This is a genomic window from Virgisporangium aliadipatigenens, assembly GCF_016863615.1.
Classification (GTDB): Bacteria; Actinomycetota; Actinomycetes; order Mycobacteriales; family Micromonosporaceae; genus Virgisporangium; species Virgisporangium aliadipatigenens.
Genome location: NZ_BOPF01000046.1, coordinates 32,576 through 59,295, shown reverse-complemented (window position 1 = coordinate 59,295; position 26,720 = coordinate 32,576). Strand labels below are relative to the sequence as shown.

At 71.2% G+C, this 26,720-nt stretch carries 38 protein-coding genes; 2 read left to right on the top strand and 36 right to left on the bottom strand.

From position 1 onward, the window contains the following. Nucleotides 1-9: 9 nt before the first annotated feature. The 32 genes from Val02_RS40895 to Val02_RS40750 form a co-directional block, all read right to left on the bottom strand. A complete protein-coding gene (locus tag Val02_RS40895; RefSeq protein ID WP_203904723.1) occupies nt 10-447 on the bottom strand; it encodes a hypothetical protein in 438 nt (145 codons plus the stop codon). Beyond that, nucleotides 440-724 carry a hypothetical protein gene (locus Val02_RS40890; protein ID WP_203904722.1) on the bottom strand — a complete coding sequence of 95 codons (285 nt, stop codon included), beginning with the start codon at nt 722-724 and terminating at the stop codon, nt 440-442. The genes Val02_RS40895 and Val02_RS40890 overlap by 8 nt, the downstream gene beginning before the upstream one ends. A 143-nt stretch (nt 725-867) precedes the next feature. Next, nucleotides 868-1,194 (bottom strand): hypothetical protein, encoded by a 327-nt coding sequence (locus tag Val02_RS40885; RefSeq protein WP_203904721.1) that lies wholly within the window; start codon nt 1,192-1,194, stop codon nt 868-870. Further along, nucleotides 1,191-1,592, bottom strand: a complete 402-nt coding sequence (locus Val02_RS40880; RefSeq protein ID WP_203904720.1) for a hypothetical protein — start codon at nt 1,590-1,592, stop codon at nt 1,191-1,193. The genes Val02_RS40885 and Val02_RS40880 overlap by 4 nt, the downstream gene beginning before the upstream one ends. A gap of 43 nt (nt 1,593-1,635) precedes the next feature. After that, on the bottom strand, nt 1,636-2,874 hold the full coding sequence (locus tag Val02_RS40875; RefSeq protein ID WP_203904719.1) for a phage major capsid protein: 1,239 nt from the start codon (nt 2,872-2,874) through the stop codon (nt 1,636-1,638). Between the two features lie 61 nt (nt 2,875-2,935). Next, nucleotides 2,936-3,685 (bottom strand): HK97 family phage prohead protease, encoded by a 750-nt coding sequence (locus Val02_RS40870; RefSeq protein ID WP_203904718.1) that lies wholly within the window; start codon nt 3,683-3,685, stop codon nt 2,936-2,938. Next, a complete protein-coding gene (locus tag Val02_RS40865; protein ID WP_203904717.1) occupies nt 3,675-4,958 on the bottom strand; it encodes a phage portal protein in 1,284 nt (427 codons plus the stop codon). The genes Val02_RS40870 and Val02_RS40865 overlap by 11 nt, the downstream gene beginning before the upstream one ends. Beyond that, nucleotides 4,955-5,170, bottom strand: coding sequence for a hypothetical protein (locus tag Val02_RS40860; RefSeq protein ID WP_203904716.1), 216 nt, complete (start codon nt 5,168-5,170; stop codon nt 4,955-4,957). Before Val02_RS40860 ends, Val02_RS40865 begins: the two co-directional genes overlap by 4 nt. Nucleotides 5,171-5,186: 16 nt before the next feature. Then, nucleotides 5,187-6,596 (bottom strand): terminase large subunit domain-containing protein, encoded by a 1,410-nt coding sequence (locus Val02_RS40855; RefSeq protein ID WP_203904715.1) that lies wholly within the window; start codon nt 6,594-6,596, stop codon nt 5,187-5,189. 31 nt (nt 6,597-6,627) lie between these two features. After that, nucleotides 6,628-7,068, bottom strand: a complete 441-nt coding sequence (locus Val02_RS40850) for a hypothetical protein (RefSeq protein WP_239153716.1) — start codon at nt 7,066-7,068, stop codon at nt 6,628-6,630. Nucleotides 7,069-7,633: 565 nt separating this feature from the next. Beyond that, nucleotides 7,634-8,422 (bottom strand): hypothetical protein, encoded by a 789-nt coding sequence (locus Val02_RS40845; RefSeq protein ID WP_203904714.1) that lies wholly within the window; start codon nt 8,420-8,422, stop codon nt 7,634-7,636. Continuing rightward, nucleotides 8,419-8,544: a hypothetical protein gene (locus Val02_RS48455; protein ID WP_275415664.1), complete on the bottom strand. Its 126-nt coding sequence runs from the start codon at nt 8,542-8,544 to the stop codon at nt 8,419-8,421. Before Val02_RS48455 ends, Val02_RS40845 begins: the two co-directional genes overlap by 4 nt. After that, nucleotides 8,541-8,663, bottom strand: coding sequence for a hypothetical protein (locus tag Val02_RS48450; RefSeq protein ID WP_275415663.1), 123 nt, complete (start codon nt 8,661-8,663; stop codon nt 8,541-8,543). Before Val02_RS48450 ends, Val02_RS48455 begins: the two co-directional genes overlap by 4 nt. Then, nucleotides 8,660-8,929 carry a hypothetical protein gene (locus tag Val02_RS40840; RefSeq protein ID WP_203904713.1) on the bottom strand — a complete coding sequence of 90 codons (270 nt, stop codon included), beginning with the start codon at nt 8,927-8,929 and terminating at the stop codon, nt 8,660-8,662. The genes Val02_RS48450 and Val02_RS40840 overlap by 4 nt, the downstream gene beginning before the upstream one ends. Continuing rightward, nucleotides 8,926-9,066 carry a hypothetical protein gene (locus tag Val02_RS40835; protein WP_203904712.1) on the bottom strand — a complete coding sequence of 47 codons (141 nt, stop codon included), beginning with the start codon at nt 9,064-9,066 and terminating at the stop codon, nt 8,926-8,928. The genes Val02_RS40840 and Val02_RS40835 overlap by 4 nt, the downstream gene beginning before the upstream one ends. Further along, on the bottom strand, nt 9,063-9,509 hold the full coding sequence (locus tag Val02_RS40830; RefSeq protein ID WP_203904711.1) for a hypothetical protein: 447 nt from the start codon (nt 9,507-9,509) through the stop codon (nt 9,063-9,065). Before Val02_RS40830 ends, Val02_RS40835 begins: the two co-directional genes overlap by 4 nt. Then, on the bottom strand, nt 9,506-9,766 hold the full coding sequence (locus Val02_RS40825) for a hypothetical protein (RefSeq protein ID WP_203904710.1): 261 nt from the start codon (nt 9,764-9,766) through the stop codon (nt 9,506-9,508). The genes Val02_RS40830 and Val02_RS40825 overlap by 4 nt, the downstream gene beginning before the upstream one ends. Nucleotides 9,767-9,860: 94 nt before the next feature. After that, nucleotides 9,861-10,037 carry a hypothetical protein gene (locus Val02_RS40820; RefSeq protein ID WP_203904709.1) on the bottom strand — a complete coding sequence of 59 codons (177 nt, stop codon included), beginning with the start codon at nt 10,035-10,037 and terminating at the stop codon, nt 9,861-9,863. Then, on the bottom strand, nt 10,034-10,348 hold the full coding sequence (locus tag Val02_RS40815; RefSeq protein WP_239153715.1) for a hypothetical protein: 315 nt from the start codon (nt 10,346-10,348) through the stop codon (nt 10,034-10,036). Before Val02_RS40815 ends, Val02_RS40820 begins: the two co-directional genes overlap by 4 nt. A gap of 41 nt (nt 10,349-10,389) precedes the next feature. Next, entirely contained in the window at nt 10,390-10,683 is a 294-nt protein-coding gene (locus Val02_RS40810) for a hypothetical protein (RefSeq protein WP_203904707.1), read from the bottom strand. 163 nt (nt 10,684-10,846) lie between these two features. Continuing rightward, nucleotides 10,847-13,591 (bottom strand): hypothetical protein, encoded by a 2,745-nt coding sequence (locus Val02_RS40805; protein WP_203904706.1) that lies wholly within the window; start codon nt 13,589-13,591, stop codon nt 10,847-10,849. Nucleotides 13,592-13,698: 107 nt separating this feature from the next. Next, entirely contained in the window at nt 13,699-14,313 is a 615-nt protein-coding gene (locus tag Val02_RS40800; protein ID WP_203904705.1) for a hypothetical protein, read from the bottom strand. 13 nt (nt 14,314-14,326) lie between these two features. Beyond that, a complete protein-coding gene (locus Val02_RS40795) occupies nt 14,327-15,613 on the bottom strand; it encodes a hypothetical protein (protein WP_203904704.1) in 1,287 nt (428 codons plus the stop codon). After that, on the bottom strand, nt 15,610-16,305 hold the full coding sequence (locus Val02_RS40790; protein ID WP_203904703.1) for a hypothetical protein: 696 nt from the start codon (nt 16,303-16,305) through the stop codon (nt 15,610-15,612). The genes Val02_RS40795 and Val02_RS40790 overlap by 4 nt, the downstream gene beginning before the upstream one ends. Beyond that, nucleotides 16,305-16,649 carry a hypothetical protein gene (locus Val02_RS40785; protein ID WP_203904702.1) on the bottom strand — a complete coding sequence of 115 codons (345 nt, stop codon included), beginning with the start codon at nt 16,647-16,649 and terminating at the stop codon, nt 16,305-16,307. Before Val02_RS40785 ends, Val02_RS40790 begins: the two co-directional genes overlap by 1 nt. Beyond that, on the bottom strand, nt 16,646-17,980 hold the full coding sequence (locus Val02_RS40780; RefSeq protein WP_203904701.1) for an ATP-dependent DNA helicase: 1,335 nt from the start codon (nt 17,978-17,980) through the stop codon (nt 16,646-16,648). Before Val02_RS40780 ends, Val02_RS40785 begins: the two co-directional genes overlap by 4 nt. A gap of 23 nt (nt 17,981-18,003) precedes the next feature. Further along, nucleotides 18,004-18,225 carry a hypothetical protein gene (locus tag Val02_RS40775; RefSeq protein ID WP_203904700.1) on the bottom strand — a complete coding sequence of 74 codons (222 nt, stop codon included), beginning with the start codon at nt 18,223-18,225 and terminating at the stop codon, nt 18,004-18,006. After that, on the bottom strand, nt 18,222-18,563 hold the full coding sequence (locus tag Val02_RS40770) for a hypothetical protein (RefSeq protein WP_203904699.1): 342 nt from the start codon (nt 18,561-18,563) through the stop codon (nt 18,222-18,224). The genes Val02_RS40775 and Val02_RS40770 overlap by 4 nt, the downstream gene beginning before the upstream one ends. Then, nucleotides 18,560-19,240, bottom strand: coding sequence for a hypothetical protein (locus Val02_RS40765; protein ID WP_203904698.1), 681 nt, complete (start codon nt 19,238-19,240; stop codon nt 18,560-18,562). The genes Val02_RS40770 and Val02_RS40765 overlap by 4 nt, the downstream gene beginning before the upstream one ends. After that, nucleotides 19,237-19,581 (bottom strand): hypothetical protein, encoded by a 345-nt coding sequence (locus Val02_RS40760; RefSeq protein WP_203904697.1) that lies wholly within the window; start codon nt 19,579-19,581, stop codon nt 19,237-19,239. The genes Val02_RS40765 and Val02_RS40760 overlap by 4 nt, the downstream gene beginning before the upstream one ends. Before the next feature lie 71 nt (nt 19,582-19,652). Next, the gene (locus tag Val02_RS40755) at nt 19,653-19,838 is read right to left on the bottom strand and encodes a hypothetical protein (RefSeq protein ID WP_203904696.1); all 186 of its coding nucleotides are present in this window, start codon (nt 19,836-19,838) and stop codon (nt 19,653-19,655) included. Continuing rightward, nucleotides 19,835-20,098 carry a helix-turn-helix domain-containing protein gene (locus Val02_RS40750; protein ID WP_203904695.1) on the bottom strand — a complete coding sequence of 88 codons (264 nt, stop codon included), beginning with the start codon at nt 20,096-20,098 and terminating at the stop codon, nt 19,835-19,837. The genes Val02_RS40755 and Val02_RS40750 overlap by 4 nt, the downstream gene beginning before the upstream one ends. A gap of 130 nt (nt 20,099-20,228) precedes the next feature. Between Val02_RS40750 and Val02_RS40745 the strand changes: the two genes are divergently transcribed. Next, nucleotides 20,229-20,810, top strand: a complete 582-nt coding sequence (locus Val02_RS40745; protein ID WP_203904694.1) for a helix-turn-helix transcriptional regulator — start codon at nt 20,229-20,231, stop codon at nt 20,808-20,810. Here the strand turns inward: Val02_RS40745 and Val02_RS40740 are convergent. From Val02_RS40740 to Val02_RS40730, 3 genes are read right to left on the bottom strand one after another with little or no spacing between them, the layout of a single operon-like run. Beyond that, nucleotides 20,807-22,246 (bottom strand): recombinase family protein, encoded by a 1,440-nt coding sequence (locus tag Val02_RS40740; protein ID WP_203904693.1) that lies wholly within the window; start codon nt 22,244-22,246, stop codon nt 20,807-20,809. The genes Val02_RS40745 and Val02_RS40740 overlap by 4 nt on opposite strands. Further along, nucleotides 22,227-23,867 carry a fumarate hydratase gene (locus tag Val02_RS40735; protein WP_203904692.1) on the bottom strand — a complete coding sequence of 547 codons (1,641 nt, stop codon included), beginning with the start codon at nt 23,865-23,867 and terminating at the stop codon, nt 22,227-22,229. The genes Val02_RS40740 and Val02_RS40735 overlap by 20 nt, the downstream gene beginning before the upstream one ends. Nucleotides 23,868-23,876: 9 nt before the next feature. Next, nucleotides 23,877-24,233 carry a hypothetical protein gene (locus Val02_RS40730; RefSeq protein WP_203904691.1) on the bottom strand — a complete coding sequence of 119 codons (357 nt, stop codon included), beginning with the start codon at nt 24,231-24,233 and terminating at the stop codon, nt 23,877-23,879. 119 nt (nt 24,234-24,352) lie between these two features. On the opposite strand from Val02_RS40730, the gene Val02_RS40725 reads away from it, so the two are divergent. Then, nucleotides 24,353-25,078: a hypothetical protein gene (locus Val02_RS40725; RefSeq protein ID WP_203904690.1), complete on the top strand. Its 726-nt coding sequence runs from the start codon at nt 24,353-24,355 to the stop codon at nt 25,076-25,078. A gap of 248 nt (nt 25,079-25,326) precedes the next feature. Here Val02_RS40725 and Val02_RS40720 read toward each other — a convergent pair whose 3' ends face one another. Continuing rightward, the gene (locus tag Val02_RS40720) at nt 25,327-26,658 is read right to left on the bottom strand and encodes a PQQ-binding-like beta-propeller repeat protein (RefSeq protein WP_203904689.1); all 1,332 of its coding nucleotides are present in this window, start codon (nt 26,656-26,658) and stop codon (nt 25,327-25,329) included. Nucleotides 26,659-26,720: the final 62 nt, after the last annotated feature.

The following is a 26,720-nucleotide window of genomic DNA, read 5'->3' as shown; positions in this document are numbered from 1 at the left end:
CCCTACGCGCTAGCTGGAACGGATCCAGTCGGTCACCGTGGCGGTCACGTCGGACCCGTCGGGTGTGATCGAGAAGTCGTGCCAGGACATCGGCACCAGGTTCGCGTCGGTGCCGCCGGTGGTGTCACCGTCGTACGCCAGCAGCAGGTCGCTGATCGCGTTGCCGGTCGCGCCGGTCCAGGTGACGTCGGCCGTGTCGATCGCGACCCGGTCGTTGGTGTCGTCGACCGTCACCGTCACCGACGTGATCGTCTTCCTGCCCATCGTGGTCTGCTCGTTGGTGGCGGCCGCCAGGAGCACCGAGACGTTGTCGTAGTCGCGGAGGACCGAGTCGGCCTCGACGCCCGACGCCTCGATCGGGATCACGACGAACGCGTCGTTCGTCGCGGGGAGACCGCCGTAGTAGGAGGTCATGCCCTTGGCGATGTTGAAGACGAAGTCAGCCACGGTCGGCCTCGGTCTCCGGCGCGTTGGCCTGGTCGGCGCGGGTGCAGACCCAGCCGGTCAGGTTCGGCGACCCGTCGTCGTTGGTCTCGAACTCGTCCATGCGGTACTCGACGTCGACGGCGTCGGTGCGCACCCGCACCATCACCTCGACGAGCTGGCCCAGTTCCCGCTGCAGGAAGCTGGCCGGGAAGACGTGCCGCTCGGGCGGCTCGCCCTGGATTCTGGTGCTGCCGTCGGCTGCGCGTCGCAGCTTGAGCACGCTCTTGAAGTCGGCCATCTCGGCTCCTGGTCGTGTGGTCGATGTGGGGTGGGGCCGCCACGCCGCGAATCGTGGCGACCCCGGGTGTCCCCGCCCGGCCCGGGAGGTCAGCGGCACGGGCAGGAACAGCGCCAGCCGGTTCCCCGGGCGGCCGGCGCTTGCTACTTCCGGCCTCGCCGGGCCCGGGCGGGCGCCGGAGCCGTCTTGGCCGGGGGCTCGCGGTCGGGCTGGTCGTCACCGGCCGGCGGGGCGTCCGCGGTGGTGGCGGCCGGGTCCTCGTCGACGGGCGGCGCCTCGTCGACCGGTCCGTCGCCAGCTGGCGGCTCGTCCGCCGGCGGCGCCGGCATGTTGACGTACTCGCCGCGGACTCCGTCGGCCCACTTCGCGGCCTCGTCGATCGGCAGGTCGACCATCTGGCCGGGGATCCACGAGAAGTCCGGTCCGGCGACCGACACGAGGATCCGGACCTGTGTGGTGCCGCGGGTCATGCCTGGACGGCGGGCATCACCCGCGGGTCCGACAGCAGCACGGTGGCGCCGTACACGCCACCGGTGGTCGCGCCGGCCACGGCCGAGCGGACCCGGACGTAGCGCTTCATGCCCGTGTACCGCACGGCGAAGCACTTGTTGTTGTCGCCGGTGTTGTCGATGACCGGGGCGGTCCCGACGAGGCTGGTCGCGGTCGCCCACGCCGAGTTGTCGTCGGACTCCTCGACGGTGATCGTGTGGGTTCCGTCGGTGATGGTCCCGGTGTGCACGATGATCAGGGCGTCCTGGTACATCGCGCCGGAGGCGTACCGGTCGACGGTGGAGCCGTTGATCGTCGCCGTGCGGGCGGCCGGGTTGATCGAGGTCACCGGCAGCAGGTTCGCGTAGCTGTCACGCATGTGCGTGTTCTCCTTCGATTCGTAGCGGTCGCTGCTGGCCGGGTCAGCTCGCGGAGTGGCTGTAGAACTTGACCGCCGCCGGGTCCTGGATCATGCCGTCCATCCGCGCCCACCCGAAGAACGCGACCTGGAGGTACTCGGCGTACCGCTCGGCGAGGCGCATCGTCGAGACGCCCTTGACCTGGCGGATGACGTAGTGGGACCGGAAGTCGCCGAATCCGATCGTCTTCGCGGACGCGGCCGGCGTCGGCATCGAGTTGTCGATCGTGTACGGGTAGCCGTTGATCGTGTTGACGAACCCGGTCGTCGGGGTCGGCACCCACAGCGGCCGGCCCTCGCCGTCCTTGAGCTTGCGGACCACGGCGAGGGTGCTGTCGTGCAGCGCGAACCGGGCCCGGCCGCGGTAGCCCGGGTCGATGGAGTGCTCCAGGTCGACGAGGTCGTCGTAGATGACGGTGGTCGTCTGGCCGTTCGCGCCGGTCTTGCCGGTGACGGCGCCGGTGACGATGCCCTGCGGCTCGTCGACGCCGGTGCCGGTGATCCACGCCCGGGCCGCGCGGCGGCCGATCCGCTCGCCGAGCTTGCCGGGGATCCACGACTCCAGGTCGAACACGGAGTCCTGGAGCAGGGTCAGCGGGACCTTGACCATCTTCGACGAGAAGATGTGGGCCTTGAGCTTGCGGCCGGTGAACACGAAGTCCTGGTTGCCCACGGCGGTGTTCTCGCCGATGATCTCGCCCTCGTTGCCGGTGTCGTCGTTGCCGACCCACGGCAGGTCGTTGCCGCTGTCGGTGGTGATCGTCTCGACGACGGAGGCGATCCCGCCGTACGCCTTGATCGTCTCGACCATCTTGTTCCGGAAGCCGTCCGGCACCAGGTAGCCGCCGGCTGCGTCGGCCTGGGTGGACTGGTCGCGGTTCTCGACGAACCGGGCCTCCATCAGCTCCCGCTCCTCGGGCGAGAGCCGGCCCATGCCGCGCCGGAGGTAGTTGCCGAACGCGCGCTGGTAGGCGGCGCCGGCCTCGTCGTCCTGAACGTCGTCGCCGCCGCTGCCGGTGTCGACCAGGCCGCGGCGGTCGGGCTCGTTGCGCGCCTGGGAGCGCTGGAACCGCTCGACGTCGGCGCCGGCCTCGTTCAGTTCGGCCTCTGCGGCGTCCCAGTTGGACCGCTCCTCGGCGCTCAGGTCTCGACCCTCGGCGTCGGCGCGGCCGGAGATCTCCTGCATCCGGGCCCAAATCTTCTGCTGACGCTCGACGGCCCGGGCGAGCAAGGTTGCGCTCACGATGGTGCTCCTCTTCATGGGTGTGGCCCGCCCGAGCGGCGGGAGACGTAGTGCGGCCGGTTCAGGCCGCGGGAAGGTTCCAGCGGGCGGCGAGTGCCTGCTGGCGTTCGGCGACGGGCTGCCGGGCCCGCACGGTGGCTGCCGGGCCGGCGCCGGCGTCGAGATGCTTGAGCAGCTCCCGAAGCTCCGGCCGGTGTTCGGCGCGGCGCAGGATCGCGGCCCGGTCGCCGCGGGCGACCAGCGCCGGACCGACCTGTGCGCGCACGTCGGCGTCGGTGTCGACGTACGCGGGGAAGGTAACTCCGGAGACCTCCATGAGGTCGATGTCGGAGATGACCCGCAGGTCGGCGGTGTAGACCTCGATCTTGCCGTCTGGACGGGGCTCCTCGACCTCGATCTCTTCCCAGCGGGCCTCGCGGACCCAGAAGCCGATCGACATGCCGGTGATGCGCCGCTTCTCGACGTTGCGCCGGAAGTCCCGCACGTAGGACAGCTCGTCGTCGAGGGCGGAGTCGACCTCGACGCCCCGGGCGGTGTCGGTGAGGGTGAGGTCGCCGGCGGACACCCGCGACACCAGGTAGTACGTGTCGTGGTCGATCAACATCCGCTGGTCGAACTCGGCGAGGCTGCGCGCCGCGGCGCCGGGGGCGAACTCCTCGAAGAAGCCCCACGACTTCGGGTTGCCGATCGCCGCGCGGGTGCCGTACAGCATCGCGGTCCCGTAGAACCGCTGCTCCGCTTCGTCGCCGGCGGCCCGCAGCTGCAGCCCGGCGGCCGCGAGGGAGAGGTCGCGGCGTTCCTCAGTCGTCATCGTCGCCGTCCTCCTCGTCGTCCTGGTCGTCGGGCTCGTCGTCGACCGGCGGCTCGGCCGGCTCCGGATCGGCTGGGGGTTCGGTGCCGAGCGGCACCATGTTCATCGGCTGCAGGTAGACCTCGCCGCCCTCGACCGGCGGCAGGTTCTCCCGGTCGCGGATGTCGTTCGCCGAGTAGGCGCCGACCTGCCGCATGACGTTGTAGAACGCCGCCCGAGCCGCGCTGTCGCCGCGCAGGAGACCGTCGACGTTGTACCGAGCCTCCCGGCCCGGGATGAGCAGCTCCTTCGAGATCCGCTGCTCCGTCGGCGCCAACCACGTCGGCTGCAGGTCGAACACGACCCAGCCCTGCGCCTGCTGCTCCAGGCCCGTGCCCCAGCTGGTGCTCTTGGCCGTCTCGAACAGCAGGAACAGCGGCACGCCGAAGAACCGGGCGATCTCCGGCACCTGGAACTGCCGCGTCTCCAGGAACTGCGCGTCGCGCAGCGGCATGGTGATCGGCGCGAACTTGGCGTTGGAGTCCAGGACGGCGATCTTGTGGGCGTTGCCGGTGCCCGAGTGCCGGGCCTCCCACCGGTTCTGCAGCGCCTCGGCCTGGTCCTTGGTGAGTCGCTGTTCGACCTGCAGCACCCCGGACAGCTGCGCCCCGCGGCCGAAGAACCGCGACCCGGACGCCTCGGCGGCCTGGGCGAGCCCGACCGCCTGCCGCGCCGCGCCGATCGGCGACAGCCCCTCGGTGCCGTCGATGCTCAGGTGCGGCAGGTGCAGGATCTCCCGGCTCGTCAGGTCCTGGGTGCGGCCCTCGTCGTCGACGACGGCGAACACCTTCCCCGACGGGTTGCTGCTGCGCGGCTTGACCCGGCCCGGTGTGACCCGCCACGGCCGGACCGGCCACAGCTCGACGACCTGGCCCACCCGGTTGCGGACCTTCTGCAGGTACCCGTTGCCCCACAGCAGCCGGTGCACGTACGTCAGCCGCCACAGCTCCAGGCGGGTCAGCTCCGGGTGCGGTTCGGCCAGCAGCGGCTCCTTCAGCCGCTTCTTCGACCCGTCGGCGTAGACGTGCAGTGGCAGCGCCGACGACACCCCCGCTGTTACTGCCACGCAGCGCCATACCGCCGACATCCGCATCGACGATTGCGGCGTCACCACCACCCCGGCATCGCCGGCGGCGTCGCCGTAGACGTAGGACATCAGCGAGTCGGCCGTCAACGGCACCGTCGGGTCATTCGGCGAGACGCGCGACTCCAGGAAGTCGGAGAACAGCGTCACGGCCGACCACCGTCAGCAGCCCGGTACGCCGCGATCACCCGTACCAGCCGGTCGGTGAACCGGACCCGGCCCGGCGGCCGCCGTCGCGCCGAGCGCAGGTTGCCGACCGCCACCAGGATCACGCCGGCCACGGCCAGCGCCGCAGCCGGCGACAGGTATGCCGCGGCCGCCACCAGCAACACGAATCCGGCCCACTGCATGATGTCGTTCACGGTGGGCCTCCCAGGGCTACCAGAGGTTCGGTGGGCCGTCCTCGGCGACGAGGTGAGCCCGGGTCTCGTACGCGTAGTGCGCGAGGGTCACGGCTACCAGCGGGGCGATGTTCGTGGAGCCCTTGCGGCCCCACGCCTGCCCGCCGTCGCCGAGGGTGCGTGTTTTGGCCCCCGCCAGGGCGGAGGTGAGGTCCGGCTGGTCGCGGTGCCGACCGGTCTTCTGCTTGGCCGCGTCGACGAACATGCCGAACGCGTCGGCCATGTCCTGCGGCCCGGTGATCAGCAGGTCGCCGCGCTGCGGCTGGTCCTTGTCCTCCGAGACCTTGATGCCCCGCTTCGCCAGCGCCGGGATCAGCGACGCCGCCGGCCCCTTGCCGTCAATAGCGATGACCGCCGGGTTGTGTCTGGCCTTCATCCCGACCAGCCGGTCGACGACCCACTCCGTGCCGGGGCGGATGTCCATCAGCTCCCAGTGCGCCAGACCGTCCTCGCGGGTGCCGCGCATCGAGATCGCCGCCCGGTCTCGCTCCGGGGTGATGTCGACCGCGATCGCGATGTCGCCGGCCCGCTTCGACTTCACGTCGGTCAGCGCACCCCACAGGTCCATGTCGATCACGCCGTTGCCGGCCTTGACCTCCACCGGCCAGATACCGAGCCGCTCGCGGGCGAACCCGACATTGCCCAGCGCGCGCCGCTCGCGGGCGACGTGCTCCTCGCTGATCCGCCGCCCCAGGGCCGGGTTCGCGGCGTGCCACAGCGCCCGGTCGTCGAGGTCGACCTTGTCGAGATTGTCGAGGTCGCCGGCCACACCCCAGTCGCGCCAGCACAGCGCCGGGTCGGCGCCGGCCTCGCCCCGCTCGCGCAGCGCGTAGAGGATCTCGCCGGTGTCGCCGGTCAGCGGCGGGCTCGATGCATAGATGATCTGCGGGTTGGGCCGGGCCGACATCGTCGGCATCAGCGCTTCCTGCATCTGGTCGGTGTACGCGTACGCCTCGTCGATGATCACCAAGTCGCCGGAGAAGCCGCGCCCGGAGTCCTTCGACCTGGCGATGAACTTGATCCGCTGCCCGGTGTCGAGCCGCTCGAAGCCCTGCTCACCATGGGAGTTGATCTCCTTAACGGTGCTCGGCTCGATCTCGCCGACCTCGATCAGCCGCTTGATCAGCCGCTTCAGCCGTAGGAACAGTTCCAGCGCCGTCTTGTACTGATGCGCCGTCCAGACGATCATCTCCTCCCCGAACAAGAGGAAGCCGGCCAGCACGCGGGCTTCCAGGATCGAGCCCTTGCCGTTCTGCCGGGACAGCATCTCGACGCACTCGAAGCACAGCCACCGGCCCGTACCGCCGACCGCGCACCAGACGTCGAGCGACTCCTGCTGCGACGGGTCCAGCACCAGCCCGGCCTTGGCCGCCAGCTCGCCGGCCATCGGGCCGAGCGTGACCGTGTACGGCGGGTGGCTATTGACCCGCGGCCTGGGAACGGGCGGCGGCGATTCGGGCGGTGAGGTCCGCGACAACGCCACCGCCGCCACCTCCCGCCGGGCCGGCCGGCGCCGGCGTCGTCTTCCCACTCGGTTTCGCCGGCGGCGCTCCGGCGCGCGCCTGGCGCAGCTCGGCGAAGACCGTCTTCAGCGCGACCTGCTGCTGCCGGCCCTCCGACAGCACCTTGTCGAGCACGATCGTGACCTCGCCCAGGTCGTCGATCTCCAGCGTCATCCACGCCCTGTCTCGGCCGGCCAGGATTCCGTCGATGCGGTCCAGCCGGTCGACGAGCCGGCACGCCTCCTCGATGAGGACCCGCTCCATCGCGGGCAGCTCACCCTCGGCGGTCAGGTCGTCCCACAGCCGCTGCCCCCGGGCCTTGAGCCGCACCGTCGGCGTCGCTGCGTCACGCGTCACGGCCGTCACGGGCTCGCGTAACGGCCCGCTGGCGCACCGGCCCGTCACGCAAAGCGAGTGATCACCGGCCTTGTGACGCCGGTACCGACGCTGCCGCTCCGCCGCGCTGTCGGCCACCGCCGCCTCCTCTGTGGCGCCCCGGGGGGAGATATTGGCAGCTGGGCGCGGGGTCTCCGCCGATCCGGCCCGAGATCCGACCTCCCCCTGGCCTGGTCGTTCACCAGTCCTCGGAGGTGTTCAGGTCGGGCTTAGTGAGGCTCGCGCCGCGCTCCTGGTTGCACCTGCGTGTGCAGGTGGGGCAGCCCAAGCCCTCGTTGCCGTTCACCCCATGGATGGGGCGCAGTGCATGAGGGTCGATGGGTTGATCAGGCCACACACTGAGGGGTATGAGGTGGTCAGCCTCGGTTGCACCAGGGTGTCCACACCAGTGGCACACCGTGCCGTAGATGCCGAACATCAGGGTGCGCGCTGTGCGGTACGCCCTGCTGGAACGGTGCTCCCTGGGAGTGCGCATCGGTGGGTCTCCAGATACGCCAAAGGCGACGGTCCCGGCAGTGGGGACACGTCACCTGCTGGCACTGATTGTGGGATCTCCGTTGCCGCAGGTCAAGGACGTTGCACTCTGGCGTGGCTTGGTGCGCCCGTCCGTACGCCCGTTGACAGCTCGGAGCAGCGCGAGCGGGTACCAGCGGCGCCCGCCAGCAAGGCGCGTCTGGTCGGCGCCCTGGTCGTCACGGAACTGCCCCTGCCGGTGCCAGTCACGCACGAGGGCGGGCGTGACGTTGCGGCCGAAGTGGTGGGCGGCGCGGGCGGCGGTGATCCAGTGGGTGCCGTTGTGGTCGCGTAGCTCGCCGGCGGGCAGGTCCTCGGCCAGGCCGACGGCGGTGACGAGCGCGGCCGCGGCTGTTGTGAGGTCGTCAGCGAGCTGCTCGGCGAGGCGCCGGTCGACGTGCGGGGCCGCCAGGCGGACGTATGCGGTGACGGTGTTGAGGGTGAGTTGGCGGGGTGGCCAGGACCACCACCACGGGCCGGCGAGGTCGGAGGCGGCGAGCCAGGCGGCGTCGAGGAGCGCGGTGGCGACGGCCGCTTGGGCGTCGACGACGTCGAGGCGTGCGGGTGTCGGCATTGAAGGCAGCGGGACGAGTCGCTGTCGTGCGCCGTGCAGGCGGTCGGCGCGTTCGGCGCGGAGCAGCTCGTCGACGGCGGCGCGGCCTCGGGCACCCATCGCGCGGTCGGTCGGGCCGGGGCGGCTGAGGGTGGCGTCGCGGGCGTCGGCGAGGAGGGGCCACGCCGCCCTGATGCGCAGGAGGGCGGCGTGGACCCGGTCGACGGCGAACTGCTGCTGGTCGGTCACTGCTGGATGTCCTCCACGCCGTAGCTGAGCAGGATGCCGCCGGCGGCGGTGCAGACGATCGCGAGGAGAGCGACGAGTACCGCGCCGGCGATGAGGCGGGCGAGCCAGAGGATCGGGTTCATGAGCCGAAGACGGGCATGCCGTCGAACCCGCGGAACATGCCGGCGCACGCGACGGCGAAGAGCACCACGAGCACGGTGACGGCGATGTTGGCGAGGCGGCGCCTCGTGCGGGCGCTCATCGGGGCCGCCTGAAGGAGTCGACGCGTTCGTCGAGCCAGTCGGCGAGGTCGGCGGGCGGCTCGGCCTTCAGGGGCACGGTGATCGTCTTGATGACGATCGCGTCGCCCTCGACGTAGAAGCGCCCGTTGCGCTGGGCGTAGGTCACGAGCGTGATCTGGCCGTTCTGGATCCTCGGAACGGTCTCGACCGGCACGACCTTGGGGTCGATGCCGTTGTCCTCAAGCCACTCGCAGATGCGGCCGTGGTGGAGCATGTCGCGCGTCACGGGGCACTCCTGACGGTTGGGCCCGGGGTCGGGCGGGGCGTGACGTTGGGGTCGGCCGTGCCGTGGGCGAACACGGCGCCGATGGAGACCGCGGCCAGGGCGAGCGCCAGGAGAAGCGCGACGAAACGGAGGATCACTCGGCACCTCCCAGTTCGTGTGGCTCAGGGCAGCACCACAGCCGCCGTGCGCGGACGCAGTCGAAGCAGCGCGCTCCGTCGGGCAGAGTTCGGTCGTCCTCCCCGCGCGCGCCCGACACGGAACCGGGGCCGGCCGGCGGGGCGGCCATCTTCGGCAGCCGCCTGCCGATCGGCAGGCCGAGCGCGACCGCGGTGAGCCGGTTGCCGGGCGGAGCGGCTTCGGCTGCGGTGTCGCGTTCGGCGATGGCCTGGCGCAGGTACAGCGCGAGGTCGAGGGCCTCCTCGTACGCGTCGCGGAGGGCGTCACGGCCGTTGTGGGCGCGCAGGGTGGTGCCGTAGGTGCGGATGCCGACCTGCTCGCGGGTGGCGAGGTCGGTGCGGACGAGGTCGAAGATGGCGGGCCCGTTGCCGGTCGGCATGGGCTGCTCGGTCGGCTGGGTCATCGGGGTTCGCCGCTCTCGTCGGCGTCTGCCTGGCCATCCGCGACCGGCGCAACGCCGTCGTCCTCGGCCGCCTGGTCGTCGTCGCCGAGCTGTTGGAGCACCAGCGAGAGAAGCGCTCGGAGGTCGCGCCGGGTAACCCCGCCGCCCAGGTCGACATCGATTTCGAGGGTCTTGCCGTCGTCCTTGAAGCCCTCGACTTCGATCAGGACGTAGGGCTTGAGTCCGAGGATCGCGTTGGTCAACGTGATCGATTCCATGGTCATCCTTCGCGGTAGAGGCGGGCGTAGGCACGTGCGCACCGGCCGAGGAACCAGCCGGCGGCCGCGGCCGCGAGCGCGGCGTAGAGGCGGATCACAGGGCCGGCAGTTCGACGCGGTGGGGCGGGCAGAGGTCGAGGGCGTCGGTGACGAGCCAGCCGGCGGCGCGTGCCTTCTCCGCGGCCCCGGCGGCGGTGGGTGCGCCGATCGGCTCGGAAGGGCAGTCCTGGCGGTCGCAGATGACGAGGTGGACGCCGGGTCGCGCGGTCATGCCTGCTGCTCCGGAGCGGCGATGTAGCCGGCGGCGCGCAGCAGCGTGAGGAGCTGGGTGCCGCTGAGGATCGCGTAGCCGGCGCCGGGGCTGGCCTTGCCGCGGCGCTTGACCCAGAGCACGCCGATGTCGGCGCCGTCGTTCGTGCGCTCGCGTTCGGTCTCGTCGGCCCAGGCGGCGAGTTCGACGCGGTTCGCGGACTTCGCCTCGATCGCGACGCCGGGGATGCCGGCGATGTCGCCGCGGTCCTTTGCGCCGTTGAGGGTGCGCCTTTCGGCGTGCGGTACTCCGTTGTCGCGGAGGAATTCCACGATGGCGGTTTCCCACCGTGTTCCCTTTTGTTTTGATGCGCTCATTTCTTGCTCCCGAATAGGTCGAGCTGTTCTGGCTTTTTGATGCAGCGGTGTTCGCGGTGAATGCAGCCGGCGGGTGTGTTGGAGCGGATGCGTGCGGCGTCGCGGTAGATGAGCTGTCCGCCGGCGTGGGTGTAGGTCCAGCGGCCGTCGACGAGCGCGGCGATCTCGGCCGTCGGCGGGATCGGGTCGGCGTCGGCGCGGACGGCGAGGCCCTCGTCGACGGCGACCAGGACGACGGCTCCGCAGCGGCAGCTGGTCCGGGTGGCGTCGGTGGAGATGAGGTGGCTCATCGGGCCCGGCTCCGGGTTTGGGCTTTGCCGGGTTTCCTGGGGCCTTTTCCGGGTCGCCACCGCACCCGACTGTCACGGTGCGTAGTCGCCCGATACATCGGGCGCGCGTGTATGGCCGGAGCAAACCCGGTAAATCCCAAACCCGGTGAGACGAGCCCCCCGGTCACGAGGATCCGTCCCTAAATGTCTGGATTCGCCAGAGGCTGACGCCTTGGCCGTCCTTCCCGTCGGGTCGCACTGCAAGCCCGTTCGCCCACCGGCCGTCCCGGTTCATCAGCCACCGGCCGAGACTCTTGGCGAGCGAGGTGATCACCACGCCGGGCTTCTGGGCCCGCGACTCCAGGTCGCCGGGGAGGGTGTCCAGGGGGATCGAGCCGGGGTTGAGGAGGTTTCCGGTGTCGACGTTGCCAAGGAGTTCCTTGGCGGTCCAGGACTTGTCGCCGAACGCGCGATGAGCGGCGACGAGGAAGTCGCCCCATTCGTCGTCGTCGCTTCCAACCTCGATTTGGGTTGACTTGTGGTCGAACGTGCCGGCAATCCCGGCGTGCTGGAGAATCCCGTCGACCATTTGAATCCAGCGGGCGTAGCCGTCGGTGGTGCGGGCTTTCGGCAGCGGCATTCCGGCGACGACCCAGCCGCGCACAATGGTGAGTAGGGCGTGGAGCAATTTCGCCCGGTGTGCTTTGACCCAGCCTTCGAGGTCGGTGATGGCGAAGTCGGTGCGCGTCTCCGGGTTCGGCCGGCCAGGGTCGATCAGCGTGCGGATGGTGCGGCGCGGGAGGTCGCCGCCGATGCTGAGGTTGTTCCCCGTGATGGTCCACAGGCGGTCGTTGACGGCGCGGTGCCACGCGGTCGAGCCGAGGGGCCGGTCGTCCCACTCGGCCGAGGTGAGCAGGCCGGCGAGGGCGCTGGACTTGAGGGCGCCGGAGACGTTGTCGATGACGATGATCGGGCCGGTGGTGATCGACAGGATCGCGGTGATCTGCTTGCGGAGTTCGGGTTCGTCGTCGGGCATCTCGGCGCGGAAGACGCCGCCGTGGATGTGTCGGGCGAGGTTCGCGAGGAGGGTCTTGCCGGAGCCGGGCTGGTGGGCCTCGATCGCGTGGAGCTTGTACGGCGGCGGGGCCATGGCGCGCAGCAGCGGTGTGAAGAGGGCGCCGAGGTAGTTCGCGCGGTAGTGCGCGGAGACGAACGGGAACCCGGCGAGCATCTCGTCGAGGAGCTGGACGGCCGCGCCGAGGTGGCCTCCGTCGGGCAGCTCGGGCACCGGCGGGACGGTCAGGCCGGGCTCGGGCAGGTGGAGCAGGCCGGTGACGGGGTCGTAGCCGGGCTCCTCGATGAGGGTGCCGTCGGGGCGGAAGACCGGGGAGTGGATGACGCCGCGCAGGACGCGCAGGTTCGGCAGCATGTCGGGCACGTCGAGGGCGGTGCGGGCGGCGGTGCGCGGGAACAGGGCCGGCGACGGCTCGTAGTCTTCGCCCTTCTTGACCATCTTGTAGACGCCGTAGGTGTAGGAGATCCGGGAGGCGAGCGCGGAGTCGCCGACGGGGCGCACCTGGGCGGGGCCGTCGCTGTCGTCCCGGTCGCCGAGGGGGACGTAGCCTTCCTCGCCTTCGCGTGGGGTGTGGACGACTTCGCCGCGACGCTGGAAGAGGCCGGCGAGGCGGCCGCGGCCGGCTTCCTCGCGGAGCCAGTCGGCGGCGAGGGCGGAGTTCGACACGTCGATCTCGTCGGGCCGGCGGCCGATGGTGCGGGTGCCGGCCGGCGCGGGCGGCGGGTCGGGCACCGGTGCGCCGAGGATTTCCTCGAGCGCTTCGCGGTGTGCGACGGCGGGGTTGGGCAGCGGGGTGCCGTAGCCCTTGGCGGCGAGGGCGGCCGCGGCGGCGGAGTGGTCGCCGCCGTGGAAGCGCGCGGCGAGCCAGCCGCCCTTGGAGTACGACTCCCCGCCTTCGAGCGGCGCGGCGGAGGTGGTGAAGACGTGGAGGCGGTCGGTGCCCAGGGCGTTGGTGCTGGCGCTGATGCCGGTCGTCTTGCCGGGGCGGGTCCAGTAGGTGATGCCGTCCTGGGAGTAGTACTCGGTCCAGCCGTCGCTGCGAAGGATGTCGGTCCAGGTATGCCGTCCGGCGTAGTCGTCGAGCGGGCTGATCGCGCCGGCGGGCCGCTCGACGGACGCGAGTTCGGCCGGGCGGAGTGCGGCGGTGGCCGGTGCGGACGGGGCGATGCGGGCGCGGGCGGCGGCGAGGGCGGCCTGGAGCTGCTGGACGGTGTAGCGCTGGCCGGTGGCGGCGGTGATGGCGCAGGGGCGGGCGAGGCCGGCTTTGCGGTTGATCGTGCCCGGCACCCTGAGCACCCGCGCGAGGTCGCCGACGCCGCGGCCGTAGCGCCAGCCGTGGGTCGCGGCGGCGTGCTCGATGACGGCCTGCCAGTCCTTTGCGAGGGCTTTGGCGGCGTCGAGGTCGTCGGCGGTGAGGACCCAGGGCTGGTCGAGGAGCCAGATCGGGTAGACGCCGCCTCCACTGTGGACGGTCAGCGTCGGTGTGGGGAGGCCGGAGGTGGCGAGGAGCTGCTCGACGGCCGGGACGTCCGGGGGCAGGTCGTGTTCGGCGTGGCCGGGGCCGGCGATGTCGACGTCGGCCCAGAGTGCCGGGAGGGCGGCGGAGTCGTCGGCGCCGCCGCGGCCGGTGCGGGGGCCGGGGCGCAGGGTGGTGACGCGGGCGTAGATGCCTTCGCGGCCTTCGCCGTCGAGGTACTGGACGTACTTCGTGGCGGCGTCGAGGTCGGCGAAGGCCTTGCCGTTCCAGTCGCCGGTGGAGCAGATGTGCACGTGGCCGGGGCTGTCGCCGTGCAGGATCGCGAGCCACTGGCGCACAGCCTGTGGAGAGACCTGTGGGCGGGCGATGGTGGTCACCGTGTAGCTCCCCGTGATCTTGATAGATGTCGATTGGCGGCCGGAAAGGGATCCGGCCCCGACCAGCGAGGAAGTGCTGGTCGGGGCCGGGGCTTCACGGGGAAGGGTCAGAACGGCGGTTCGTGCGTGGCCGACGCGGGGGCCATGGCGGCGAGGACCCGGTCGCGCTGGCCGGCGTCCATGCGCGCCCAGACGTCGGGGGCGATGCCGGGCGGGCACGCGGGACCGGTGCCGGCGATCGTCTGCTGGACCGCGGGCGGCGGCGCCTGCTGCTGGGTGGCCGGACTGGCGACGCCGTTGAACGACGCGGCCGGGGGCTGGTAGGTCGCGGCGTACAGCTTCGGCGGGTCGCTCTTGGCGTCGGCGGCCTGGCCGTCCGCGATGTACTGCACGGTGAGGACGCCGCCGGTGTGGATGCCGTTGGCGCCGGACTGGCGGACGGCCGACCGGATGGTGTCCGTCAGGTTCTTGCCCTTGATGTAGAGCGCCCGCGTGCCGTCGTCGTCCGGCCTTTCCGGGTCGCGCTCGTTGGTGGCGAGCTGGACGACGACCTGCATCTTCGGCGAGCCGTCCTTCCAGAACAGCGGCACGCCGGTGCGGAACTCGGTCTGCTGCCGGGCCTCCGGTTCGCGGACGACGGTCCCGGTGACGGTCGCGCCGATGCGCTCGAACTTCGCGGCGGGTGCGCCGGAGCCCATCAGGATGTCGTTGGCGTCGGTCATTTTGTCTCCTTGGTTACTGGGCGATGAGCCCGTGCGTGGCCCGCTCGACGACGCGTTCGAGCGGCTGGTCGCCGGGGCAGCCCTGCCAGTCGGAGGGCTTTCCGGGACGGTGGAAGGGACACCACTTGCAGGTGTCGCGGGAGGGCGTGGCCGGGACGGCGGCGACCATGTCGGGCTGCTCGGCGACGCCCAGGGCGGTGAGGAGGTCGTGGGTGGCCCAGTATCGGTCGATCGCGGCGAGGGCGATCTCGGGCCGGTACTCCTCGGTCCACTCGGCCGAGTCGTCGTAGTCGTGCGACCGTGCGAGGAGGACGAGGCGCACGTAGCGCACCGGCCGGCCCTTCTTCGCGTGGCCGTAGCCGTAGAGGTGCGCCTGGACGCGGTACTCGGCGGAGACCTGCTGCTCGGGCGGCTTGCCCATGCGCAACCCTCGCTGGAGCTTTTCGAGGGCGGTCTTTCCGACGAACTTCCAGTCGACGACCATGCCGTGGTCGAGGTCGAACGCGTCGCCGTTGCCCTCGATCGGCTGGCCGAGCGCGACGCCAGGCTTGGCGTCGGGGAGGCCGGCGTCGATGTAGAGGCGGTCCTCGGCGAGCCACCGTTCGCGGCCGAGCTTGGTGTTCCACCACGCGATGACGTCTTCCATCGACGCGTGGATGGCGGTGCCCTGGAACGGCGCCCACGTCGGGTCGACGATGGGCTTGCGCGGTGCGCCGGCGAGCTTGCGGGCGACCTGCTGCTGGCACGAGGTGCCCAGCTCGGACGGGCCGAGGGCGACCTGCTTGGACCGCGGCCGGTTCGTCTCGAACTCGACGAGGATCCGACGCAGCTCCTTGACGGTCGACGGCGGCGGCCCGGCCGGCGCGGCGACGATGCCGGCGGGCGTGCGCTTCGGGTGCCCGCAGCACTCCCCCAGCCAGCTGCCCTCGCCGTCGGAGCGCAGTTGCTCGCCGCGGCCGATGCGGTCGCCGCACTTGCCGCAGTTGCCGGCGTAGTTCGCGGGGAACCAGGGGCCGAGGAGCGACTCGTCGAGGTCGTCCTCGGCGGCCGGGTCGGTGGCGGGGCGGCAGTGGTAGCACTCGCGGACGCGCAGCTCGGTGACGCCGCACCGCTCGTCGACGGGCTGGCCCTCGATGACGTCCTCGTCGAGGGCCGGGCACGGGCCGGGCAGACACCTGCGGACGCAGTCGGTGCACCGCTCGTCGACGGGCGCGGCCGGGGCCGCCGGTGGCGGGGTGGTGGGGGCGCCGAGGCTGGCGATGAGTGCCGCCAGCTCGGCCTCGGAGACGGAGGCGGTCACAGGCGCTCACCCGCCACGACGAGCGTCTCGACGGGGCGCGGGGCCGGGGTGTCGTCGACGTGCCGGCCGGCGCCGTTGCAGTAGCGGCAGCTGCCGGTGGTGTCGCACGATTCGCAGCCCGCGAGTTCGGGTCCGGTGCCGTTGCAGTCGGGGCATTCGCCGGCCCCGTTGCACCAGGCGCAGTACCAGACGCAGGGTCCTTCGTGGCCCTCCGAGAGGTCGAGGGTGCAGCAGCGGTCGTCGCCGCCGGTGATGATGTAGTCGAGCTGGGCGCGCAGCCGATCGACCTCGGCTAGGAGCGCGTCGACGTCAGCGCGGGCGTGCGCGATGAACTCGGCGTCCGGGTTGCGGATACCGGCCAGGTCGGCGCGGTAGACGCGCTCGTCCTCTCGGCTCGTGGCGTCCGGGGCGACCGCGAAGATCGGCAATTCGGATGCCTTCGCCATCCAGCTCCCGAGGTCGAAGTCGACGTCGCCGGTGTCCCCCGGGCGCCAGTGGCGGCCGTTGCAGAAGACCGGCTGCGCGCCGCTCATTCCCCACCGGGCGAAGCCCATGACGTGCTGGCGGCCCCACCGCTGGGTTGCGAGGTACATGTTCTTGACGTCGGTGTTGCCGAACCAGGCCCACGGCCCCGGCGTCGCCGCGGCCGCGCGGGCACGGATGGCATCGAGGTCGATCTGCTCGCCGCTCATCAGTCGTCGCCGCATTCGTCGGTGTCGGCGTGCCGGCCGGTCGTGCCGCCGGCGGGCGCACCCGGCGCCCTCGGAGCGGTACCACCGCCCGGCTTGGCGCCGGACCCGCCGGTCTTCCCGCGCGTGCCGGTGCCGCCACGGGCACCTCCACCGCCGCGGCCTCCCCCACCGCCTCCCCCGCCGGGCTTGGCGAGCGCCTGGGCGGCCGGGGCGGCGTCGCAGTCGTCGTCGGTGCCGCCGTTGCAGCCGGCGAGGACGGTCGCAGTCAGCACGGCGGCCGCGACGACGGCTCCGGCCCTGGTGCGCCTGGTGGTCATCGGGGAGGTGTCCTTCCTGGGGGTCATGCGGGGAGTCCACGGGGCGACGGGATGACGACGACCTGCTGCGCGGCGCGGGTGATGGCGGTGTAGAGCCAGCGCTGGCCGGCGAGGTGGCCGGCGGCCGCGGCGTCGGCCGGGCTGCCGCCGGCGCGCTGGACTTCTTCCGCGCCGGCGCGGGCGAAGACGTAGGACTCGTCGACGACGAGGACCCGGTCCCACTGCGAGCCCTGGGACTTGTGGCAGGTGATGGCCTGGGCGAAGGTGGCGGCGGCGACCGTGCCGCGGCCTTCCTTCTTCGCCCGCTTCTCGCCCTCGACGTTCACGAACCCGGACAGCCAGCAGGTGAGCGGCCGGGTGTTGCCGGCGTCGTCCTCGACGAGGAGCCGGATGCGGTCGGCGTCGGGGTGCAGCGGGAGGTTGTCGAGGACGGAGACGACGGTGAACTGCTGCCCGTTGAACACGTCCGCCTCGACGGAGTTGGCCAGGCCCATGATGCGGTCGCCGGGCACCGGGTGGTTCCCGGCGAGGCCGCGGAGCGCGCGGATGGTGTGGATGGCCTGCCACCGGGTCTTGTTGGTGCCGACGAGGACCTGGCCGAAGGAGAGGAGCTGCTCGCGGCTGATCCGCAGCATCCGGCCGGAGTCGCCGTCCATGCCGGGGATGCCGAGCGTCCGGTCCATGGCGTGAGCCGTGCGCACCGACGTCGCGAGGCGGGTGACCGGCGAGTCGAGTGCGGACCGGTGGATCTCCGTCAGGAGGTGGTCGGCGGGGGCGTTGATGAAGTAGCCGGCGCCGTCGACCGGGGGCAGCTGCGCCGGGTCGCCGAGGCAAAGGATCTTCGTGCCGAAGGACAGGAGGTCGGCGGCGACGCGGGCCCCGACCATGGACACTTCGTCGCAGACGAGGATCGGGGCGCCGTCGAGCGGGGAGTCCTCGCGGAGGATGAAGTCCGGGGTCTCCAGACGCTCGCGCTCGACCTCGATGGCCCGGGCGAGGATCTCGCGCTCGTCCGCGTCGGTCTCGGCCGCGTACTGCTCCTCCAGGTCGTTGAGCTTCGCGCGGACCTTCTCCGTCGGCGTGTAGATCAGCGAGTGGATCGTCGACGCCGGCTCACAGCCCTTGGAGCGCAGGACGTAGGCCGCCTTGCCGGTGAACGCGGCGAAGAGGGCGCGAACGCCGAGCTGGTCGACGATGGCGCGGGCGAGGGTGGTCTTTCCGGTGCCGGCGTAGCCGAAGAGGCGGAAGATCTGCTCGTCGCTGTCGGTGTACCAGGTGTGGATCTTTTCGACCGCTTCCTGCTGCTGCGGGGCGAGGTCGAGGCCGCCGATCGTGGGCTTGGCCGGTGTGATGGTCACGGGAGTCCTTTGCAGCGTGGAGGTCATGAGTCGTCCTGTTCGAGGCGGGGGACGTAGGGCCGCAGCAGCGGAGCACGGAGGATGACGTGGGTGTCTTCGAGCGACCGGTCGGGCGCCTTGGCGGGCGGGGCCGGCTCGGAGGGCACGGGAGGCGGCAGCTCGCTCTCGGGCACCTCGCGGTCCCAGAACTCGTCGAGTGAGCGGTGCCGGCGGATGAGGCGCATGGCGCTCGGCGCGGTGGTCACCGGGGGCCGATCCGCTCGTAGTAGTCGTTCGCCCTCGCCATCAGCGCCTTGTCCTCCGCCAGCCCCCTCCGCGGGGCACGGGCCGGGGGGCGCTGGCGGCCCTCCAAGTCGGCCTTGAGCCGCACGAACTGCCCCGTGATGGCGGCGATCCGCTCGCGCTCGGCGTCGCGTTCGCCGCGTGCCTCTTCGAGGTCCTCGGCGGCCTGGGCGAGATCGCGGCCGAGCTGGCGGATCTCGCGGCCGTCGGTCCAGAGGACCCAGCACATGAGGAAGATGACGAGCGCGCCGATGGTGGCGACGGTGCAGAAGAGCCACGACGGGAAGGGCAGGACCGTCATGCCGCACCGCCGAACGAGAACGGCCGTAGGTGCTGCGCCTGCTTGTGCACCTCAATCGCGGCACCGTCGACGCTGCCCGGCCAGATCCGGCCGCCGTCGAGCGACGCGAGAAGGACGGCGCCGTGACGGATACAGCCGGTGACGACTGTGCTCTCCTTGTCGACGACCTGCACGGCGTCGACCGGGCCGTCGCAGTCGGTCTGGTCGTCGGGGTGCGCGGCGAGGCACCGCTGGCGTTGGGTGGCGCCGTCGTCGACCGGCGGCTCGTCCAGCTCGCGGAGACGCTCCCGACCCCGGTCGAGTTCCTCCATCTGCTGCTCGAAGAGGCGCTGGTCCTCGTCGACGAGCAACGGCACGTACGCCGGGGGCGGGGGCGGAGGTTCGGCGCCCAGGTCGGCGGTGTCGGCGTAGACCTTGACGGTCAGCGCGCCGAGCTGCGCCTTGATTCCGCCCTGGCCGCGGTTGGTGTACTCCGAGATTTCCCAGCCGGCAGCACGGAACGCCTCGACGAATTCGAGGATCCGGGCGCGGATGTTGCCCCCGAGGAACAGGTAGATGTTCAGGCTGCCCCTGGCCGGGCCGACCTCGTGGCCGGTCGTGAGGTGCGGGTTGTCAGCGAGGAGCTGGCCGAAGGCGGTGTAGCCAGCGGCGATGGCGTCGGCGTCGGTGTTGTTCACGCGGCACCGAGCCGGGCCGAGCTGACGGTGCAGGTGAGGGTGATCGTCCAGCCGTCGTGCCCGGAGGCGGAGGCGGTGTAGTCGCGGCAGACGTGGCTGGCGCGGCCGACGTACTCGATGCCGAGGACGGGGCGGGTGTTCCACCAGGTGGCCCAACGGTCGACGGCGGCGCTGCGGTTGTAGCCGAAGCGCAGCGTGACGCGGCCGCCGGCGAAGTCGATGCGCGTCGGGGCGGGGAGGCCGGCGCGGATCATCGCGACGATCGCGGCGAGGACCGCGGCCTGGGTGGGTGCCGGTGCTTCCGGCGGTGCGGTGGTGGCCCGTAGGCTGGTGTCGAACATCGGACTTCCCTTCTGGGGTTGGGTTTCCGGTGGAAAGCGCCGGCGTCCTACCGCTGGCGCTTTCGCGTTTTTCAGGACGTGCGAGGGCTGGTCGGGTCCGGCCGGCACACCCGGGGCTGCTGGTCCCGGCGCCACTGGGCCGCGAGGATCGCGCGCTGCTCGGTCGTGAGCGGCGGGGCCGCAGCGACGAGCCGGGCGATCACCTCGGCGTCGGACGGCACCTTCACGGCGACCGCCGTCTTGGACCGGGCGCTCATGACGCGATCGAGACCGTTTCGCGCGCCGGCATCAGGTCGCGGACCTCGCAGCCCAGGGCGTCGGCGATGCGCTTGAGCAGCGGCGGGGACGGGTTGCGGGTCCCCCGCTCCAGCTCGGCGAGGTGGCTGGGGACGCAGCCGGCGGCGGTCGCGACGGCGACCTGGGTGAGACCGAGGGCGACCCGCCGGGCGCGAAGGACCGCCGGGTCGTGGTCGAGCACGCTGCGCGCCGCCTGCCGGCGCTTGTTCGTGTCGGGCATGATCGGAACCGTAACGCACTGCGCAGTACTTCGCAATAATGCGCGCGAAGTGAATGCGCAGCGTTCATTCACGTGGGATATACACGGCGGCGGTTGCGCATTACTGCGCACCTGGCCGTAGGCTGCCCAGGTGGCAGACCGACAGCTCACCCCGCACGGCGAGATCCTTGAGCGGGCGCGCGACGAGGTCCTGCACATCTCCGCCAGAGAGGCCGCACGGCGGGCGGACATCAGCGAGAGCCGCTGGCGTCAGGTGGTGACCGGCCAGTACAAGGCCAGCGGCAAGTCGGTCCCCGTCAAGCCGACCCTGCGGGTCCTCGTGGCGATGTCCGTTGCGGTCGACGTCGACCCGTGGGAAGTCGTCGAAGCCGCCCGGCTCGACAAGGCCCCGACCCGCGAGATCGTGCAGCAGCTCGCCCAGCACATCCGCAGCGAGCTAGCACATACGGTCTACCCCGAGGGGGCGCCGTCCACGTCGGTCGTCGGCACAGGGAATGTGTCGGCCCTGGCGCAGACCGCCGTGGCCAGCGCCACAGCCGGGGACGCCACGGTGCAGGCCGTCGACGAGGAGATCGCCGTGGTGCTCGCCGACCAGCGCCTCTCCGACGAGACCAAGGTCGAGATCATCGGTCTGATCCGCGCACGGCGGCAGCGGGACCTCGAGGAGACGCGCCGCATCGTGCAGATGATGGGCGACGCGACTGCCGGCTAGACCAGGCCGTGCTCGCCTAACGTCATCGAATCACCGGTCCACCGCGACTCGGCCAGCCGCCGGCGGTCGAACCCGGGGCCGCGACGGATCGCCGGCCCGACGACCAACTCGACCAGCGCCATGGTGTAGACACGGCGGGACTTCGCCGCCATCGTCGGCCACTTCTCGATGACCTGCGCCGGGTCGACGTCCCGCAGCGCGGCGGGCAGCACTACCCGCCGCGCCCGACTCTCCGCCGCGGCGATGTCGGCCAGCAATCCAGCCTCGACGACGGCGAGACCTCGGGCCGACAAGCGCCCGACCCTGGCCTCGGCGTAGTGCTCTTCCAGCCGCTCCTTCAGCTTGGTCACCGTGCGCTCGGCTTCCCGGGCGGCCGGGTCGTCGGCCGGTTGCAACGCGGCGAGTGCGTCTGGTTGGGCCAACCGCCCGAGGACGAGTTCCTGGACGAAGTCCTCCAGCCGGCCGGCGTGGACGAAGACCCCGTTGCAGGCCCCGCAGGCGTAGCGCGTCGGCCGCCCGCTCGCACCCTGGGTCTTGGCCACGAGTCTGCCGGTGGTGCAGCCGCCGCAGCGGGGCACGTTCGTCAGCCAGTGGGTGAGCGCGGAGCCCCTGGTGGTGCTGCGGCGGTTCGGGTGGCGCAGGATCGCCTCGGCGCGATGCCACTCGTCGACGTCGACGATGGGCTCCCACGTCGCGTCGCCGACGTCCTCACCGTGGTGGACCCGCCGGCCGATGTACGCCGGCCGCAGGACGGTCTGTCGTACCAGGGGGCCTCTCCAGGGGGCACCGCCGGCCATGGTGATGCCTCGCGCGTTCAGGTCCGCGGCGATCGCGTGGAGAGCCTCCCCTTCGGCGATGCGGCGGACCATCTCGGCGACGACCGGGGCCTGCTCGGGGTGGGGCAGCTGCGCGACGAACTGGCCGGTGACGTCATAGGTACGAATGAAGCCGTACGCGAGTCGGCCCGCCGGCTTTCCGTCGCGAGCAGCTTGGCGCTTCCCCGATCGCACGCGTTCGGAGAGCTTCTCCGACTCGTCGGCCGCGTCGACGCCCTCGTCGACCAACGCCCGCCAGTCGCGGCGGCGGCGGAGGTCGTATACGCGCTCGTGAGTGGACACGAGGATGCGGACCTTCTGGGCGCGACACAGGTCGAGAAAGCCAGACCACTCGGTGAGGTCTCGGGAACCTCGCGACGCCTCGGCGATTCCGATCATCCGGCAGTCACCGGATTGGATGTGCTCGACGAGGGCGGCGAAGTCCTCCCGCTCTCGCCGGCGGTGCCGCGACGCGGAGCGGTCTGGGTCCGCGAAGGTCCGTCCGAGCGTGAGCCCTTCGGCGTCGGCAGCTTCGGTGATGTCCGCGAGCTGCCGCTCAACGGACATGCCCTTTGACTTGCGGAGATAGGGATCGACTACGTCATCCGAGCTGGGGCTCACGAAGCTGGATCGTAAGGGGTGTCTTAGGCTTTGTCACTTCTGCGAAGAAGTCGTTCCCCTTGTCGTCGACCACGATGAACGCCGGGAAGTCCCGCACCTGGATCTTCCAGACGGCCTCCATGCCGAGTTCCGGGTACTCCAGGACCTCGACGTGCGTGATGCAGTCCTGCGCCAGCCGGGCCGCCGGCCCGCCGATCGAGCCGAGGTAGAAGCCGCCGTGCCGATTGCAGGAGTCGGTCACCTGCTTCGAGCGGTTGCCCTTCGCCAGCATCACGTGGGAACCGCCCGCGGCCTGGAACTTCTCCACGTACGAGTCCATCCGGCCGGCCGTCGTCGGCCCGAACGACCCGCTCGCGTACCCCTCCGGCGTCTTGGCCGGCCCGGCGTAGTACACGGCGTGGTCGCGCATGTACTGCGGCATCGGTTCGCCGGCGTCGAGGCGTTCGGCGATCTTGGCGTGGGCGATGTCGCGGGCCACCACGAGCGGGCCGGTCAACGACAGGCGCGTCTTCACCGGGTACCGGCTCAACTCTGCACGGATCTCTGCCATCGGCCGGTTGAGGTCGACGTGCACCACCGTGTCGTCCACGTCCGACGGCTCCACATCGGGCAGGAACCGGGCCGGGTCGCGTTCCAGCTTCTCCAGGAACACCCCCTCGGCCGTGATCTTGCCGAGGGCCTGCCGGTCGGCCGAACACGACACCGCGATCGCCACCGGGCAGGAGGCGCCGTGCCGGGGCAGCCGCACGACGCGAACGTCATGACAGAAGTACCGCCCGCCGAACTGCGCACCGATGCCGAAATTGCGCGTCAGTTCCAACACCTCTGCCTCGAGCTCCACGTCGCGGAACCCGTGCCCGGACATCGACCCCGACGTCGGCAGGGTGTCCAGGTACTTCGCGGAGGCGAGCTTCGCGGTCTTGAGAGCGTGCTCGGCGGAGGTACCACCGATCACCACGGCCAGGTGGTACGGCGGGCACGCGGCCGTCCCGATGAGGCGCAGCTTTTCCTCCAGGAACTGCATCATCCGCTTCGGATTGAGCAGCGCCTTCGTCTCCTGGTACAGGTACGACTTGTTGGCCGACCCGCCGCCCTTCGCCATGAACAGGAACTTGTAGGCCTCGTCGCCCTCGGCGTACAGCTCGATCTGGGCCGGCAGGTTGGTGCCGGTGTTCTTCTCGTCCCACATCGTCAGCGGCGCCAGCTGCGAGTAGCGCAGGTTGAGCCGCGTGTAGGCGGAGAGCACACCGGCCGCGATCGCCGCCTCGTCCTGCCCGTCGGTGAAGATGAACCGCCCCCGCTTGCCCATCACGATCGCCGTGCCGGTGTCCTGGCACATCGGCAGCACGCCGCCAGCGGCGATGTTGGCGTTGCGCAGGAGGTCGAGGGCGACGAAGCGGTCGTTCGGCGAGGCCAGCGGGTCGTCGATGATCGAACGCAGCTGGGTCAGGTGCGCCGGCCGCAGGAAGTGCGCGATGTCGTGCATCGCCTCGTCGGTCAGCCGGGTCAGCGCCTCCGGGGCGACCGTGATGAACCGCCCGTCCCGGCCGACCCCCTCCTCGGTGACCAGCCGGTACTCGGTCGTGTCGGGGCCGAGGGGCAGCAGGGGGCTGTAGTCCATGGGCTTACGTTAGCGACCGTGCGTCGCGCTCCGTCGCCAGGCCGCCGTCCCGATGAGCAGCAGGTGGAACGCCACGAGCACGCACACCGTGTACCCCGCCGGCCCGATCCAGTCGACCGCGGCCTTCCACACGGTGTGCGTGCCCGACAGGTACGCGTCGGGGATGCGCCAGGGCTCGTTGCCGGCCCACGCCCGCCGTTCGAGGAACGCGTGCACCGCCGCGTGGATGCCGCCGACGACCAGCACGACCGCCAGCACCCGAACGGGCCACCCGCCGCCGCGGCCGGCCAGCGGCTCCACCCGGCCGTGCGGTCGTTCCAGCATCGCGACGGTGTGCGTGGTGCCGAAGTCGATGCCGATGCGCATCCGGCTTATGTAGCACGAACCGTCAATCGCTAGTGGTCCGCATAGTCATTGCGCCCGCAATCAAACCGAACGCCGCGAAATCCGTATTGGACGCCGACCAACGGGAAGGGGTCCTCGACATGCGCGTCCTGGCGATCGCCGCACTGGTGTTGTTCGCGACGGCCGGCTGTGCGGCGTCCACGGACGAGAAGGGGCATGTCCAGGCGGCCAAGCGCATCGCCGACGGCGCAGCCGCGTCGCCGGCGCCCTCCGGATCGGCGGCCGCCTCGCCCAAGGCCAGTGCCAGCCCCACCAGGGCCCGCGGACCGGCCGGGACGGCGGCCGACGCCAAGGCAGCGGTCCCCGCCCCGAACGCCTTCGACGGCCTCGGCGGCCACCACATCAAGGAGAACGACGACGAGGCGCTCTACTCGCTCGGCGCCGTCTGCGGCAAGGAGCTGTCGACCGTCTCCAAGGGGCAGAACGACGGCATGAACCGCACCTGGGAGGCCGACGCCTGGTGGCTCGGCCTCGTGGCGGTGGGCAACAAGGCCGTTCCGGCGAGCGAGCACATCTCGTCCATCAAGAAGAACTACGGCACCTGCAAGGAATACACCGAGGACAAGACCAAGCGGACCATCACCGGCGTGTTCGACCTCGGCAAGCTCGAGGGGGTCGACAGCTCCTACGCGTGGACGGAGCAGACCGTCACCGAGGACGGCACCACCGCCACCGTGTGCGAGGCGTACATCGGCCGGGGGAACGTCATCACCTGGATCACCGTCGACGCCCCGTCGCCGAACACCGCCGCGAACGTGTGCAAGGAGTCCTCGATCATCGCCGCGAAGCAGCTGGCGAAGGTCTGATCCCGACGGGCGACCGCGCGGTTGGGCCAGAGCGACCGCCGTCAGGATCGACCAGTTGACCGCGTCGGAGGCCTTCGCGGTCGGCGACGGCCGCTCCGCCGCGTCGTCACGAACTCGGTGAACTCGCGATCCTGTTCGGAAGGCCGTTTGAATCGGGCCACCAACCCTTTCTCGGCGCGCTTCGGGACACCTCTTTTACGAGATCGCCCGCCGGGCCGTTGCACGCCGAGGAAAAAGGAATTTCTCTCTCAGGCGACCGCGCCGAAGCCGAGCCAGCCGACCGTGCGCCCACGGGACAGCGCCACCCCGTCGGGACTCAGTCCGAGCACGGTCGCCCCGCTCGCCACGTCGAGCTTCACCGCACCGGTGACGGGTTCGAGGGCGACGATGCGTTCGGTCTCGGCGTCGGTGACGAACACGGCGAACGGCGTCATGCCGACCTGCGCCTTCGGCGCCACCTGACGGGTCCACACCGCCACGCCGCCCCGGCTGAGACTCAACGCCTTGAGCGTCTTGCCGTCGACGGAACGGACCAGTCCGTACTCGCCGTCCGTTCCCTCGATGCGCTCTCCCTCGGCCGCGACGGCCAGCTCGCGACCGTCCACAGCGGACAGAAAGACGTGCCGCCCGTCGTACCGGACGCCGATGAGGACGACGCCGCCGCCGGGCGGATCCTTGCGCGGCTCGCAGGCCGCGCCGCCCGCGGTCCGCAGGTCGTAGCCGTCCTTGCGCCACACTTCCTTGCCGCTCGCGGCGTCCTTGCCGACGATCGTGTACCGGCACCCGCCGCTGCCGGCCGCGGCCGACGAGTACACGATGCGATTTCCGATGAGAACGGCACGAGCCTCCTTGGGAATCTCGTCCTCGCGCAGCCGCTTCCCCGAGCCCGTGTCGACGACCTGCAGCTTCCGGTCCACCGGAAAGCCCACGTACTTCGGCATCGTGCGCGGGACGGCCGATCGCGCGTCGTTGTACGTGTCGTCGAGCCCGCGCACGTTGAACAGCGTCGAGTTGGCGCCGGCGAGCGCGCGGGGCGCCCCGGCGACCGGCACCTTCCAGCGCACGGCCCCGTCGGCGGGTGCGCGGTTGACCACCTGGCAGCCGTCCTTCGGGCACTCGACGGCCAGCACCGCGTCGCGGAACGTCCACGCGCCCGACGCCTCCGGCGACGTCCACCGCGCCTTGCCGGTCTGCGGGTCGAGCGCCTCGAAGCCCTTGGTGTCCACTTTGGACACGATGGCGACCGCCGTCGCGTCGTTGGGCGCACCGGCGAGGGCCGCCCAGTCGGTCTCCTTCTTCCACAGCACCGCGCCGCCGGTGCGGGACCGCGCCTCGACGAAGTCGCCCTGGAAGACGATGACCGCCTTGTCGGTGATGCCGGCGCTGTCGGGCTGGTTGCCGACCCGTTCGGCCCACGAGGTGGCCGGCTCGGAGAGCGTGACCTTGCGGTTCTCCCACCACTCCTGCACGTCGAGCCAGGGCGTCCATTTGAATACGATGGAAAGGGTCACGCCGATGGCGATGAGTCCGAAGAGACCGAGACCGGTCTCGATCCGGCTCGTGACCTTGCCCTTAGCCACGGTCGGTAGGCTAGCGCGCCGAGGCGCTTTCGCCGCTCAGCCCGATAAGTCCGTGTCAATGT